We start from the raw sequence: 15,090 nt of genomic DNA on the forward strand, positions 1-15,090 counted from the left end.
TCCATGAAGCGATTTGTATTAAAAGCTGTTACGGTCTCTGTAATATTTTTAATTGCTGCATGTTCTTTGGCCACAAATACAACAAATGATCATAAAAATATGAAAGATAAAAAAACAATACAGACTGAAACAGCTACAAAACCATTGAAGGTTGAAAAAGGACCAGAAGTTACTTTAATAGCGAAAGAAGAAAAGCAAAAGTTAAGTAACGGTGTTATTGTTCCAGTCTGGACATTTAATGGATCATCTCCTGGTCCAGAAATTCGGGTGAAAAAAGGTGAAAAGGTGAAAGTGACATTAAAAAATGAATTATCTGCACCAGTATCTATTCATTGGCATGGATATCCTGTCCCAAATAACATGGATGGAATTCCAGGCGTGACACAAGATGCAGTTGAACCAGGAAAAAGTTTCACTTACGAATTTGAAGCGAACGTACCAGGAACGTACTGGTATCACTCGCATCAAGATTCTGTAAATCAATTAGATAGAGGTTTGTATGGAGCGCTCATTGTAGAAGATACAAAGGAAAAATATGATAAAGATTACACATTAATGTTGGATGAATGGGTTACAGATAAAGAAGAAATGAATAAGCAGTTAAAAGAAATGACAAAAGGGCAAATAGGTAATAAATCTAAAGGTAATGAAAATGAGGAAAAGAATGATGATAAGAACGGCATGGATCATTCTGGTATGGACGTGGGCAGTGATCAAAAAGACTCTAGTAATATGGAAGGAATGGACCATGGAAATATGAAGATGGAAGGTCATGATATGAGTATGTATGATTTATTCACAATCAATGGAAAAAGCGGTGATTTAGTAGTGCCATTGAAAGTGAATAAGGGAGATAAAGTTCGTTTTCGACTCGTTAATGCTGGTTATCTATCACATGATATACATGTTCACGGTCATGATATAAAAGTAATTGCGACAGATGGTCAACCAATAAACGATCCAAAAGTTATAAAGGATAAAGTAATTTCAATCGCACCGGGCGAACGTTATGATATTGAATTTACTGCTAATAAAACTGGGAAATGGTATGTTGAAGACCATTCGAAAAATAAAGGTGCAAAAGGAATGAAAGCTGTTATTGAATATGATGGCAGCAAAGAGATGAAAGATAAAGCAGACGAAAAAGAAAAATTACCGAAAGTAGATATAATGAAATATGGTACTAAAAAATTAGGTAGTTTCACGTTAAATCAAGAGTATACTGCCACATATAATATGGACTTAAATACGCAAATGAATGGAAATGAAATGGTATATACAATTAACGGAAAGGTATTTCCGGATATTGACCCAATTCAAGTAAAAAAGGGTGATTTAGTAAAAGTGAAGTTGGTAAATCGTTCTAAAATGGATGATCACCCAATGCATTTACACGGGCACTTCTTTCAGGTGTTGAGTAAAGATGGAAAACCGATAAAAGGTTCTCCAATTGTAAAAGATACATTGAACTTAAAACCAGGAGAAGAATATGAAGTAGCCTTTGTAGCAGACAATCCCGGTGAGTGGATGTTCCACTGTCACGACCTACATCATGCTTCAGCAGGGATGGTAACGGAAGTGAACTATACAGATTATAAATCTGACTATGTTCCAAACCAAAATATTCCTAATAAGCCAGAATAATAGGAAGCAGTTATCCTATGGATAGCTGCTTATTCATTTTTGTTGCAAGTACTAATGTATATGTTGATTATGCCCAGGTGCAGGAGTATGATCTGGGAATGTCGCGAATACGGCAACGATAATTACTACACTAATTGAAAGTAATAACAAAAAACGCTGTTGGATAAAAGTAGAAAAGTTCTCCGATAACAATTGAATCACACAGGACATAGTAATCGTTATAGTAAGTAAAAGGCTAATGAACAATATACTATGAGCTTGTTGAGCGTTTAACATTTCTGTAATCATTGCTCCCATCATACTTGCCATTAATCCAGAGAACATTCCTTCTAAAGCAGTATATAGGTGAAAACGTAGACCCACTAAAAAACCGATAAAACCACTAATTAAAATAGCAAGTAAAGTAGAATATAGTAATTCCCCCTTAAAGAGAATGCCTAAATAAAAACCAATACTTAAACCGATACTCATACTAAAAGACATAATAAATACCATATACTCCATTAGGGTACCCTTACGTTTAGAAATATAGGATGTAATAAGAATCGAGGTACAGCAAAGTGTTAAGGTAGTTAACGTATAAGCAAACATTATGATACCTCCTTGTCCTATCGTTCATTTCATCATATGTTTATATGGAGAGTACTTATGCTTATTAATATCTGCATATTATCTGCACAATTTCATAGATGTAAGCAAAGGAACGCTTGATTTTTTAGGGCGTCTTTTTTAATTGTAAGCATGTGAAAGAAATTGTTATATTATGAGTTTCTATTGTGAAGCCATAAAGAATAAGCGTATAATATTATAGGTCTCACATTTGCGAGACAAACCGCGAATGATAAATAAGATTGTTGTTTTATCATCGCTTCTAAACATATATACAATGAAAGTAACACTGGAATACAGATAGGGAGTTATAAAATGAAATTAATTATTGCCGAGAAACCAGATCAAGGGTTGGCTCTTGTTTCACAGTTTAAATATCGCCGGAAAGATGGATATTTAGAAGTAGAAGCGAATGAGTTATTTCCAAATGGAGCGTACTGTACATGGGCAATTGGTCATTTGACGCAGTTATGTAATCCAGAGCATTATCACGCAGAGTGGAAAAAATGGTCACTTAATACGTTACCGATGATTCCAGAGCGTTTTCAATTTGAAGTTACAAAGTCAAAGTATAAGCAATTTAACGTTGTGAAACAGCTGTTACATAATCCACAGGTAACAGAAATTATTCACGCAGGCGATGCTGGGCGTGAAGGGGAACTGATCGTACGAAATATTATTAATCTTTGTAACGTGCAAAAGCCTATGAAGCGTCTATGGATTTCGTCTTTAACGAAGCAAGCTATTTATCAAGGGTTTAAAAATTTACTTGATGAATCAGATACAATTAATACGTATTACGAAGCATACACAAGATCTTGTGCTGACTGGGTTGTTGGCATGAATGCATCACGTGTGTTTAGTATTTTGTTAAAGAAAAAAGGAATGAATGATGTATTTTCTGCTGGTCGTGTCCAAACACCAACGTTAGCATTGATTGTAAAGCGTGAGAAAGAAATTGAAAACTTTAAGTCAGAGCCTTTCTGGGAAGTGTTTGCAACCTTTAATATAGAAGGAAAGAAATATGACGGGAAATGGGAGAAGGATAATGAATCCCGCTTAAAAGACCCTGATATGGCGAATAAAATTGCGGCATTTTGCCAAGGGAAACCGGCTGTTGTGAAGGAAATGAAAACGGAGCGTAAAGAGTTTCAGCCGCCGCTTTTATTCAACTTATCATCACTGCAAGCAACGGCAAATAAAGCCTTTAAGTTTTCACCGAAAAAGACGCTTGATATAACGCAAGCACTCTATCAAAAAGGGATTGTTTCTTATCCACGTTCAGATTCTAACTATGTTACTCAAGGAGAAGCAGCGACTTTCCCTGATATTTTACAGAAGTTAAGTCAGTTTGATGAATATAAAGGTTTATTACCGGCTCCGGTTGAATCCATTATGAACAATAAGCGTTATGTAAATGAAAAGAAAGTAACAGATCACTACGCGATTATTCCGACAGAGCAAGTTACAAACCCAAGCAGACTATCAGGTGATGAAAAGAAAATATACGATATGATCGTAAGAAGGCTTATTGCAGCTCATTATGAAGTTGCAATCTTTGACTATACAACGATTGTAACGCTTGTAGATGAACGTGCTGAATTCATTTCAAAAGGAAAACAGCAAATTCAAGAAGGTTGGCGTAAAGTTATTTTCCAAGACGATAAAGATGACGAAACCATTCTTCCAATTGTAGCTGAAGGTGAAGAAGGAAAAGTTGTAAAGGTGAAAGTGAAAGAAGGAAAAACACAGCCACCGAAGCGTTATACAGAAGGACAACTTATTACGTTAATGAAAACAGCCGGTAAGTATTTAGAGAATGAAGAGCTAGAGAAGGTATTGAAGAAAACAGAAGGTTTAGGTACGGAAGCGACCCGCGCGGGTATTATTACGATGCTGAAAGACCGTAAATATATAGATGTAAAGAAAAACCAAGTGTATGCGACTGATAAAGGAAAAGTATTAATTACCGCAATTGGTGACAAAATACTAGCTTCACCGGAAATGACTGCGAAATGGGAACAACGTCTTGCGGAAATTGGTGAAGGTACAGCTTCACCAGCTACATTTATGGAACAGACGAAAAAGCTATCAGCTAAAATTATTGAAGACGCAGTGGAAATGTCTGAGAAGTGGGATTTCACGGGACTACATGTTGAATCGATTGAACGAAAAGGATCGAAATTTACAACGGGTAAAAAGGTTGGTAGCTGTAAAAAATGTGATGGCGATGTAATTGATAAGTCAACGTTTTACGGTTGTTCTAACTATAATACAACGCAATGTGATTTCACCATTTCAAAGAAGATATTAAGTAAAACAATTTCGCAAAAGAATATGACAAAGCTCTTAAAAGGTGAAAAGACTGATTTAATTAAAGGCTTTAAAAAGGGCGAGAAAACGTTTGATGCGAAATTAGAGTGGAAAGATAATAAGATTAATTTTGTATTTGAGAATTAATTTGTTAAAAGAGCATGACAGTTTTATGTCATGCTCTTTTGTTTTTTCTTTTATATAAAATTTAACGATAAAAAAAATCCTTTAAATAATAATTTTTTATTGTAAAACGATAAATTTTGTATTAAAATCAAAATCATAATAAATGAGTGAGGTGCTTTTGTTAAAAGGTAACAACCTTATTTTTAAAATTAGAGGAGGTATAACTATGAACATTAACAATTTGATTGTTAAACATATGGATAACCCCCATGAGTTGGAGAAGATGTATAGAAAAGATCCGAAAGCTTTTAAAAAAGCATTCTCACAAGCATGGGACCAAAACCCTGATTCTCAAATTCTAGGTGCTTGGTATGAAAGGTTGCATTTTAAGGAGAAAGTAAATAAAGAAAAAACATCTTTGTTTCAAAAAGGTTTCTTATTCATGGGCCTTTTAGCTATTCTGGCCGGCATAAGCACTAGAATCATTTTCCACTTTGTTGAGCAGGAAGCAATTGCTCCAATTAATTTGGCTTTTGGTGTAATTCCCTTTATTGCTGCTTATTTTGTTTACAATAATAAGCCGAAAAAAAGTATTATTTATTCCCTTATAGCGTTATTCCTAGTTTCCGGGGTGTATCTTAATACGTTGCCAATAAATTATAAAGACAGTACCATCCTTGCGTATTTACATCTTCCTATATTTTTATGGGTCTTAGTAGGGCTTGCATTTACAGGAAATGAATATTCAAAAGGCAGTACAAGATTAGCCTATATTAAATTTAATTTAGAATATTGTCTTCTCTACGGGAGCATGGCAGTGAGCGGAATGATACTAGCAATATTCACCATGCGTTTATTTAGCTTTGTTGACTTAGATATAGGAGAATTCTATTTTAGTAATGTTGTTTTATTTGGAGCAGCGGCTCTCGCTATTGTGACTGCATACTTAGTATCAATGAATCTTAAGCTTGCTAAAAATATTACACCATACATATCTAAAATTTTTAGTCCTCTCGTCCTGATTACCTTGCTTATCTATCTTATAACGGTAATTTTGGTCGGGAAAAATCCATTCTTGGATCGCAATTTCCTAATGGCCTTCAACGGAATACTGCTTGGTGTATTGGCTGTTACTATATTTTCTATCGTTGAGAGTGACTCAGACGAGAAAAAGAGTATTTCAGATTATATAAATTTTGCCTTAATTGTTCTGGCACTTATTATTGATATTGTTGCATTGTCAGCCATCGTATTTAGACTTTCTTCTTACGGGATTACACCTAATAGACTAGCTGTTTTAGGTGTAAACATACTGATCTGGGCAAATCTAATTTGGATTATGTTTTCCTATATGCGTTTCTTGCAAAATAAATCAGGACCAAAAGCTATCCAAGATGCCGTTACGAAGTATTTGCCAATATACGGACTTTGGGCAGCTTTCGTCATATTTACGTTTCCTATCATTTTTAATTAGAAAGGATCTGTTAATGCGGGAGTGGTGAGGGCTAATAATCATTGGGGGATGAACAAAACCCCCAATGATTAAAGTTTCACTTTATTATAATTGGTATTATTATGTTTGTAGTTTCGGTAATTTCATTTGTAATGATAAATAAGAAATAAGTGTTGTATGTAATCTTTCCATAATAAAAAACGTCCCAAAATGGGACGTTTTTTATTATGCGTATTGCCGTTTTTTCTTAATAAGCAACAAAACTTGTGACACACCAGCTAGTACTGGTAACTCAATCAATGGTCCAATAACGAGTGCAAGTGCGATAAGAGGCTCATCTGGAAAAGCGGTCACAGCGATAGCGAGTGCAACAGGTGAGTTTCTTGCTAACGTTGTTAAGCTTAGACTTACTGTATCTTTGTAAGATAAATGCATCATGCGCCCGATAAATTGTCCTAGTAAAAAATTAATGATGAAGAACAATAGAACAGGAACGAGTAATAATAAAACGACATTCATATTTTGCAGTAAATATTTACCTTGTGATGCAAACATCGCTACTATTGCTAAACTTAAAAATACAATTTGAGCAGAGCTGAAAAACGGAATGAGTTTATTCTCGAGAGTTTCAGCTTTTTTCATTTTATTCATAATGAATTTTGTAGCGTGTGCAAGTATAAATGGTAAGACGATTACGATAACAATACTTTCTACTAAAACAAAAACCGCTACAGTTTTCATGACACCAGCAAATAAAAATAAATAAATTGGAAGGAGTAGAACTTGCAAAATTAAATTTACAGGTAAAATTGCAGTAGAAAGTGCTACATTTCCTTTCGCTATTTCAGTAAAGATTAAGTACCAATCTGTGCATGGAGTAACCATTAACATTATAAATCCAACCCAAAGTGCTGGATGATCTGAAAGAAATAGTGCCCCTAACCCCCAAGCGAGTAAAGGTGTCCATAAGAAGTTAATAGTAAGACTTGTTCCAGCAAATTTTAAATTGCGAAATCCGTTTTTTATTTCTTTTAATGGGATGCTGAGGAATAATCCATATAGCATAAAAAATAAGAAGGGAACAATAAACTTGTCTGAATACGTATGTATCATATTAAATTGTCCGAGTACGATGCCGCATGTAACAGCAAAAAGAATAATAAAAGTTTGAATCTTTTCTATAGTGCTCATGAATAAATCCTTTCTATATATGAATTTTCCTCTCTAAGTTTATTATACAAGTAATAAAGATGTATTTGGTGTTCAATTGTATTTTAGTTAATATTTTTAAATTGAGATTTTGTTTTTTATTAAAAGTTACTTGACTAAAGTAAGTTGATATATTACAATCACTTACATAAGGTAATTAAATAACAAAAAGTTTTGATTGGCTTTACTTAAGGTATCAATTGGAACTTTTTATTAGAATAAGAATTTTTATGATGATGAATAATGAATATGATAAGAAAGTTTAGGTGAAGAAAATGGGATTATTTAGCTCGTTATTTGGTAAAAAAGAAGAAAATAAGAATGTAGAGGGGAATAAAAAAATGTCAAAAGTATTATTTGTAAAAGCAAACGATCGTCCAGCGGAGCAAGCAGTTAGTTCAAAAATGTATGAAACATTTGTAAGTACTTATAAAGAAGCAAATCCAAATACAGAAATTACGGAATTAGATTTATTTGCATTAGATCTTCCTTATTACGGAAATATCGCGATTTCAGGTGGATATAAACGTAGCCAAGGCATGGAGTTAACAGCTGAAGAAGAGAAGGCAGTTGCTACAGTAGATCAATATTTAAATCAGTTTTTAGAAGCTGATAAGGTTGTATTTGCATTCCCATTATGGAACTTTACAGTACCAGCACCATTAATCACATATATTTCATACTTATCTCAAGCTGGAAAAACGTTTAAATATACAGCAAATGGCCCAGAAGGTTTAGTTGGTGGTAAAAAAGTAGTTGTGTTAGGTGCTCGTGGTTCAGATTACTCTTCAGAACAAATGGCTCCTATGGAAATGGCAGTTAATTACGTAACAACTGTACTTGGATTCTGGGGAATTACAAATCCAGAGACAGTTGTAATTGAAGGGCACAATCAATATCCAGATCGTTCACAACAAATTGTTGAAGAAGGTCTAGAAAACGTTAAAAAAGTAGCAGCGAAATTTTAATTCATGATAGTAAATGGAAAAACCAACATGGATGACCATGTTGGTTTTTTAGTCTATTTTTCATGTTAAAAAATGTATATTTATAAAATAAAAGAAAAGTTCGAAAATAGTATTGCAAAATATTATATAGCAAACTATAATGAGTTCAAGAATAGTTGATACTTAAATTAAATATTCAGAAAATTCAATTAGTTAAAATTGGAAAATGAGATAAGGAAATTTGAATGGGGGTTATATTATGGCGAATAAAGTACCGTTTTCGTTCATAGTAGTTATTGGATTAATGTTATTTGCACTATTTTTTGGAGCGGGAAATTTAATTTTCCCAGCGATGCTTGGTCAATCAGCAGGAGAGAATGTATGGATTGCTAACGCTGGATTTTTAGTAACTGGTGTTGGACTACCATTACTAGGTGTACTAGCATTTGGTTTTTCAGGTAAAGATGATTTGCAGTCATTAGCAAGTCGCGCTCACCCAGTGTTCGGGATTGTGTTTACAACAGTTTTATACTTAGCGATCGGTCCGTTATTTGCAATACCGAGAACAGGAAATGTATCTTATGAAATTGGTCTTAAGCCGTTTATGCCAGAGGGAGTAGGTTCTACACCTTTAATTCTTTTCACAATTATATTCTTTAGCATCACTTGTTTTTTTTCGCTAAATCCCGCGAAAATTGTCGATATTGTTGGAAAAATTTTAACGCCAATTAAGTTGACTTTCATCGGTATTTTAGTAATCGTTGCTTTTATACATCCGATTGGAGATATGCAAGCACCAGTGGAAGCTTATACATCACATGCATTCTTTAAAGGATTCCAAGAAGGATACTTAACGATGGATACGCTCGCATCATTCGTATTCGGGATTATTATCATTAATGCAATTAAAGAAAAAGGTGCAAAAACGAAAACACAAATTATGGTCGTTTGTGCAAAAGCGACCATAATTGCAGCATCTATTTTAGCAATTATCTATACAGCTCTTTCTTATATGGGTGCTTCAAGTGTTGCAAAGCTTGGACATTTAGAGAACGGTGGAGAAGTATTAGCGAAAGTTTCTAACTACTATTTTGGATCATACGGCGGAGTATTATTAGGATTAATGATTACAGTAGCGTGTTTAACAACTAGTGTGGGACTTGTATCAGCATGTTCTTCATTCTTCCATAAGTTATTCCCAAATGTTCCTTACAAAGCAATTGCAATCACGCTCTGTGTATTTAGTGCCATTGTTGCAAACGTAGGATTAACACAATTAATCGCAGTTTCTGTTCCAGTATTAACAGCAATTTATCCACTAGCAATCGTATTGATTTTCTTAACATTCTTCCATTCATTATTTAAAGGAAGAGCGGAAGTTTATCAAGTAAGCTTGATCGTAACATTTATCATCAGCTTATTCGATGGATTAAGTGCAGCTGGAGTTAACATTGAAGTAGTAAGCCAAGTGTTCACTAAATTCCTTCCGATGCAGGAAGTAGGACTAGGCTGGATCTTCCCAGCGATTATCGGTGGATTTATCGGATATGGCATTAGCATTTTAAAAGTGAAAAACCAAGTTCAACCAGCAACTAGAGCAGATAAGAAAATAGGTTAAATAAAAAAAGTTATAGACTTGTTTCTATAGCTTTTTTTGTTACTATTAATAATGAGAAAAAATAAAGTAGTAGGGGAAATAAAATGAAAAAAACAATTGATCATATCGGAATCGCAGTTCGTGATATAGATAGTACGATACGTTTTTATGAAAATGTGTTACTAGGAACTTTAATAGATCGTTACGTAAGTGAAGCTCCTGGTGTGGAAAGCGAAGTAGCCATTCTTGAAGTAGATGGAGATAGAATTGAATTACTTGCACCGACGAATAATACGACATCTCCAATTGCCCGTTTTATTAAACAAAAAGGTAAAGGTGTTCATCACGTTGCGTATCGAGTAGATGATTTAGATGTGGCTTTAGAGGAATTGAAAGAACAAGGTATTCGAACGTTAAAGCATACACTTCGAATTAATAAACACGGCAGAAGATTAATCTATCTTAACCCAGCGGATACAGAGGGAACAATCATAGAGTATTGTGATTATCCGGAAGAGAAATAGAAGAGGGATATTTTTTTAAAGGTGTTACGTAATAACGTAATACCTTTTTATTTATGTATTTCACACTTTCTTCACAAATGATTCACGATAACTTTTCTTCTTCAGGAACTTACGTAAATATATTTTATGATATAATAACAATCGACTTTAAAAATGTAAGTAGTATCTATGAAGGTAGTTACTATTATATTGGAAGTTTAGAGGTGAGAGAGAAATAAATAGTTATACTGTATAGAAGATTATATTTAATAAGGTTAATATTTCGCCCGATAATCAAACTTGGAAAGTTAAAGGAATGGAAGTATAGCGATGAGTAAGAAAGAAGTGAAGTGATTGTGAAAGTAATGAGAAAGTTAGTGCCATGGTTATTAATTGCATGTGTGCTTATCATATCGATACCGAAAAGTACATCTGCTCATGCGTACGTTGTGAAATCAAACCCTGTTGAAAATGAAACTTTGAAGAAGGCACCATCTGTTGTGAAAATCGAATTCGATGAGGACATACAAGTTTCAAGTTTTAATACATTGTACGTGAGGGATACATCAGGTAAAAGGGTCGATTTGAAAGATGCTCATATTGATAAAAAAAACAAAAAACTATTAGAAGCAGGGTTAAAAGAAAATCTGAAAAACGGACTCTACTCTATTCAGTGGAAAGTGATTTCAGCTGATGGACATCCAATGCAAGGAGTTATTCCGTTCCGAATTGGGTCAGCGGAAGCGGGAGCAGATGATGTACAAGTAGAAGAGATGGGGTATGTCCCGCAAATAGATATGATTATGGAACGTGGGGTTCTATATACAAGTTTCTCACTATTTATAGGAGTGCTATTCTTTAATCTTATTATGTATAAAGGGAATGCAACCTCGGTTCGATCAAGGAGTAAGAACATAATATGGATTTCCTTATTTGGGATATTTATTAGCTTGTTATTCAATCTACCACTACAAGCAAAAATAAATGCAGATGTTTCATGGCTAGAAGCATTCAATCCTTTACTCTTAAAAGAAACGTTACAGCTTTCTGTTTTTGGATATGTATGGATTACTCAAATGGTTCTTATTAGTTCACTTATAATTGTTACGTATTTTGCGATGAAGTGTGGGAAGCTATCGTCGTTTAAAGTATGGAGTATTCCAATAGTATTGTTTATCGGGATACTTGTTATGAAAGCCTTTAATAGTCATGCATATGGTTTGAAGTTTAAAGAGATTGCTGTCGTTATGGATTTTCTGCATTTATTTGCAGCTTCATTATGGATTGGCGGTCTATCATCCATTATTCTTCTTTTACGTAAAGAGGATGACAAGTGGAGTATGTATTGGGATATGATTAAGCGTTTTTCACCGTGGGCAACAGGTGCTGTCATCGTGATTTTAATAACAGGTCTTTTTAACAGTACATTTTTTATTCCAACAATCCACTCTTTATTTGATACGAAGTATGGATTAGCTTTATTAGCAAAAATACTTTTATTCATTTTCATGGGGATATTGGGAATTGTACATTATGTGAAAGGGAAAATGAGAGCGCAGAAGGGATTAGGCGCTACGGTGAAAGTAGAGTTTATCATCGGAATTATCATTTTTGTCATCGTAGCTTTTATGACAAACGTACAAACACCACCGATGCCTCCTACTGGACCTTTTACAGAAAGTAAGCAACTGGATAATGGGTATGAACTTACTTTACATGTAAGTCCTAATAAAGTAGGACAAAATACATTTCATATTACTTTAAAGGATGAAAACGGACAACCTGTTACTGATATGGAGCAAATTATTTTAACTACTCAATCATTAGATATGAATATGGGAAAAGGTTCATTTAAAGTTTCAGCAGTTTCACCGGGAGAATATGAAGCAGAAGGTATGTATATTAACATGACAGGAAACTGGAATATACATGTTCATGGATTAACAAAATCTCTGGATAGCTTCGATACAGATTATAAATTTATTGTAGGTGGCAGATAAAGAGGCGTTATAGATGAAAGGGAGTTAATAGAAAATGAAACGTATAAAAAAATTAGGAACAACAATGATCGCAACAATAATTGTAATGGGAATCTTTTCGTTACCTGTTAGTGCTCATGTGACGGTAAAGCCAGAAACTTCTGATGTTAATTCATGGGAGACTTACACAATAAAGGTACCAGTTGAAAAAAATATAGCAACAACAAAAGTCACACTAAAAATACCGTCTGGCGTTGAGTTTCAACAGTATGAGCCAGTGCCAGGGTGGAAAGTGGAAGCGCAAAAAGATAGTGCTGGAAAAGTGAAAACTGTAGTATGGGAAGCGACAGGAGAAGGGATTTTAACCGGTCAATTCCAACGATTTACTTTCGTCGCTAAAAATCCGGATAAAGAGCAAAAAATAGCTTGGGACGCATATCAACAATATAAAGATGGAGAAATTGTTGAATGGACAGGCGATGAAAAAGCTGAAAAACCACATTCACTTACTACAATTGCAAAAGGTACGTCATTAACAGGAGAACATGGTGAAGTGTCTAGTGTAGAAAAGAATGAAGGCACTAGTAATATGCAAGTAATAGCGATTGTCTTATCTATTTTGGCGATTGTATCGTCGGTTGGTGCGTGTGTTTTTGTAGTACGTCGTAAAAAGTAAGACGTAAGAAAGAGCCTACAAACAGTAGGCTCTTTCTTACGTTTATTTCAATTCAACTTGCTGCCTTATAGCAAGTGCTTTTGGTTTTATATTTACAAAACAAATGCTCACAACAATAAATAATAGCCCAATAAATAAGCTCATTGTAATGGCCTCATGTAAGAAAATTGAACTTACAATAATAGCGATTAGTGGAATGAGGAATGTATAAGCCCCAACTTTACTTGCTTCACCAGCTCCAACAAGTGTGAAGTATGCAAGCCACCCCATTGCAATAACGAAGAACGAAATAAAGAGAAGTACGCTAACAAATGGTATACTCCAAGCGATACTAGACCAGCTTTCAAACTCTGAACCAAATCCAATTAAGCAAAGCCCGCCAATAATGAGCTGAAGTGTTACCATCCAAATGGAATTAACGCGGTGCCCAGTCTTCTTAATAAATACTGTTCCAAGTGCCCAGCCAATAGCGCATCCTATCGCGAGAAGGATTCCGATAATAGAGATATGTCCAGTTAAACTACTAGAGCTAATGACACCCACGCCAATAAATCCAAGAACAAGCCCAAAAATTTTTAAGCCGTACATAGATTCTTCAAGCCAAATCCATGAGAAAACGCCGAGTAAAACAGGTTGTAGAAATACAATGGCGGAAAATAACCCAGCTGGCATATATTGAAGGCCTACAGTTTGTAATCCGTAAAATATAATGATGTTAAGTAAAGAAGAAATAACGTATAAATGCCAAGTTTCTTTTAAGTGTAACTCTTTGTATTTCGGTAATGCGAAAAGGAGTAAAATGAATCCTCCAATTAAAGTTCGAACGCCTGCAAATAAAACGGGTGGTGTATAATGCAGGGCAAACTTAGATAAAGGCCAATTGATTCCCCACATGAAAACGAGAAAGGTAAGGATTATGGCCGTCTTAGTTCGAGAAAGCTGTGTCACGGTAAGACCTCCTTGTTGTTATTCATTTCACTATGATATGATATCGACTGTAATAAATAAAATGAATCTTTTTTATGGGGAGTATAAGTGATTAGTTATGACCATTACACAACTGCAAGTATTAATAAAAACCGTTGAGTTAGGTAGTTTTACGAAGGCAGCTCGGGTGTTAAATATGACGCAGCCAGCTGTTAGTCATGCGATTTCAAGTATTGAGTCAGAGATAGGAGTTACGATTCTTATACGTGATAAACGAAAAGGATTAATTGTTACGGATGTAGGAAACAGAATTCTTGTACATATTAGAGAGATTTTGAACGGTGTAGAGAAGATTGAACAAGAAGTTGCGATGGAGAAAGGGCACGAAGTTGGGACGATTCGAATTGGGAGTTTTCCGAGCGCTTCTGCACATTTCTTACCCAAAATGATAAACCTTTTTAAGGAGAAGTATCCGAACTTAGAAGTCGTTCTTTGTGAAGGAACGATTAAAGAAGTTGAAGATTGGTTAGTATCGAGGGTTATTGATATAGGAATTGTTATTTTGCCTAATAAAGATATGGAGATTGTTCCATTAACGAAGGGGAAAATGGTTGTTATCTTAAGAGAGGATCATCCTCTCTGTAAGAAGGACGCTCTTACAATTTGTGATTTAGAGAATGAACCGATCATATTATGTAAGGGTGGATACGAACCACCCATTATTGATATGTTTAAACAAGCAAACGTACCACTTCGGGCTGAATATGTAATTTCGACAGTTACTACAGCTTTAAATATGATTCAAGAAGGATTGGGCATTGCAATATTAGCTGAATTATCTTTAACGAATTTACCAAAAAATGTGCAAACGAGAGAATTGGAACCACAAGTATGGAGAGAAATTGCTTTAGCTGTTCCTTCATTAAAGGATTCTTCAATCGCTGTGCAGCTATTTATTGAAGAATTTCAATCGCTATTTGCAGAATAAAAAGAGGTGTCTCATATATCATAATGGGACACTTTTTAATTTACTTATAAAAAATCTATGAAAAGGATTGACTTATTTTTTAGTTGTAACTATAATGATTACATCGAGGTGGTGATTAC

At 34.5% G+C, this 15,090-nt stretch carries 12 protein-coding genes; 9 read left to right on the forward strand and 3 right to left on the reverse strand.

Annotated features, from left to right (window positions below; all coding sequences use genetic code 11):
* The first annotated feature begins 3 nt into the window (after positions 1-3).
* Positions 4-1,644: a multicopper oxidase family protein gene (locus tag CN409_RS04730; RefSeq protein WP_000820011.1), complete on the forward strand. Its 1,641-nt coding sequence runs from the start codon at positions 4-6 to the stop codon at positions 1,642-1,644.
* Positions 1,645-1,695: 51 nt separating this feature from the next.
* Here CN409_RS04730 and CN409_RS04735 read toward each other — a convergent pair whose 3' ends face one another.
* Positions 1,696-2,235 (reverse strand): hypothetical protein, encoded by a 540-nt coding sequence (locus tag CN409_RS04735; protein ID WP_000458542.1) that lies wholly within the window; start codon positions 2,233-2,235, stop codon positions 1,696-1,698.
* Positions 2,236-2,568: 333 nt separating this feature from the next.
* On the opposite strand from CN409_RS04735, the gene topB reads away from it, so the two are divergent.
* Both topB and CN409_RS04750 read left to right on the forward strand, forming a co-directional pair.
* Positions 2,569-4,713: a DNA topoisomerase III gene (topB, locus tag CN409_RS04745; RefSeq protein ID WP_000766771.1), complete on the forward strand. Its 2,145-nt coding sequence runs from the start codon at positions 2,569-2,571 to the stop codon at positions 4,711-4,713.
* Positions 4,714-4,918: 205 nt separating this feature from the next.
* Positions 4,919-6,166 carry a DUF4153 domain-containing protein gene (locus tag CN409_RS04750; RefSeq protein ID WP_097980835.1) on the forward strand — a complete coding sequence of 416 codons (1,248 nt, stop codon included), beginning with the start codon at positions 4,919-4,921 and terminating at the stop codon, positions 6,164-6,166.
* 204 nt (positions 6,167-6,370) lie between these two features.
* Here the strand turns inward: CN409_RS04750 and CN409_RS04755 are convergent, their stop codons facing one another.
* Complete coding sequence (locus CN409_RS04755; RefSeq protein WP_000103813.1) at positions 6,371-7,336, reverse strand: arsenic resistance protein; 966 nt, start codon at positions 7,334-7,336, stop codon at positions 6,371-6,373.
* 293 nt (positions 7,337-7,629) lie between these two features.
* On the opposite strand from CN409_RS04755, the gene CN409_RS04760 reads away from it, so the two are divergent.
* The 5 genes from CN409_RS04760 to CN409_RS04780 all read left to right on the forward strand — a co-directional run bounded on the left by CN409_RS04760 (position 7,630) and on the right by CN409_RS04780 (position 13,056).
* Positions 7,630-8,322, forward strand: coding sequence for an FMN-dependent NADH-azoreductase (locus tag CN409_RS04760; RefSeq protein WP_000522502.1), 693 nt, complete (start codon positions 7,630-7,632; stop codon positions 8,320-8,322).
* A 238-nt stretch (positions 8,323-8,560) separates the two neighbouring features.
* Positions 8,561-9,919, forward strand: coding sequence for a branched-chain amino acid transport system II carrier protein (gene brnQ, locus CN409_RS04765; RefSeq protein ID WP_001284783.1), 1,359 nt, complete (start codon positions 8,561-8,563; stop codon positions 9,917-9,919).
* 83 nt (positions 9,920-10,002) lie between these two features.
* On the forward strand, positions 10,003-10,422 hold the full coding sequence (locus CN409_RS04770) for a VOC family protein (RefSeq protein ID WP_000750851.1): 420 nt from the start codon (positions 10,003-10,005) through the stop codon (positions 10,420-10,422).
* Positions 10,423-10,751: 329 nt separating this feature from the next.
* Positions 10,752-12,401 carry a copper resistance CopC/CopD family protein gene (locus tag CN409_RS04775; protein ID WP_141527684.1) on the forward strand — a complete coding sequence of 550 codons (1,650 nt, stop codon included), beginning with the start codon at positions 10,752-10,754 and terminating at the stop codon, positions 12,399-12,401.
* Positions 12,402-12,435: 34 nt separating this feature from the next.
* Positions 12,436-13,056 (forward strand): YcnI family copper-binding membrane protein, encoded by a 621-nt coding sequence (locus CN409_RS04780; protein WP_097980836.1) that lies wholly within the window; start codon positions 12,436-12,438, stop codon positions 13,054-13,056.
* A 42-nt stretch (positions 13,057-13,098) separates the two neighbouring features.
* Here CN409_RS04780 and CN409_RS04785 read toward each other — a convergent pair whose 3' ends face one another.
* Positions 13,099-14,004 (reverse strand): DMT family transporter, encoded by a 906-nt coding sequence (locus CN409_RS04785; protein ID WP_000192819.1) that lies wholly within the window; start codon positions 14,002-14,004, stop codon positions 13,099-13,101.
* 97 nt (positions 14,005-14,101) lie between these two features.
* On the opposite strand from CN409_RS04785, the gene CN409_RS04790 reads away from it, so the two are divergent.
* Entirely contained in the window at positions 14,102-14,971 is an 870-nt protein-coding gene (locus CN409_RS04790) for a LysR family transcriptional regulator (RefSeq protein ID WP_097980837.1), read from the forward strand.
* The last annotated feature ends 119 nt before the right edge of the window (positions 14,972-15,090 follow it).

Origin of the sequence: Bacillus sp. AFS012607 (assembly GCF_002558005.1) — a bacterium.
GTDB lineage: Bacteria > Bacillota > Bacilli > Bacillales > Bacillaceae_G > Bacillus_A > Bacillus_A thuringiensis_S.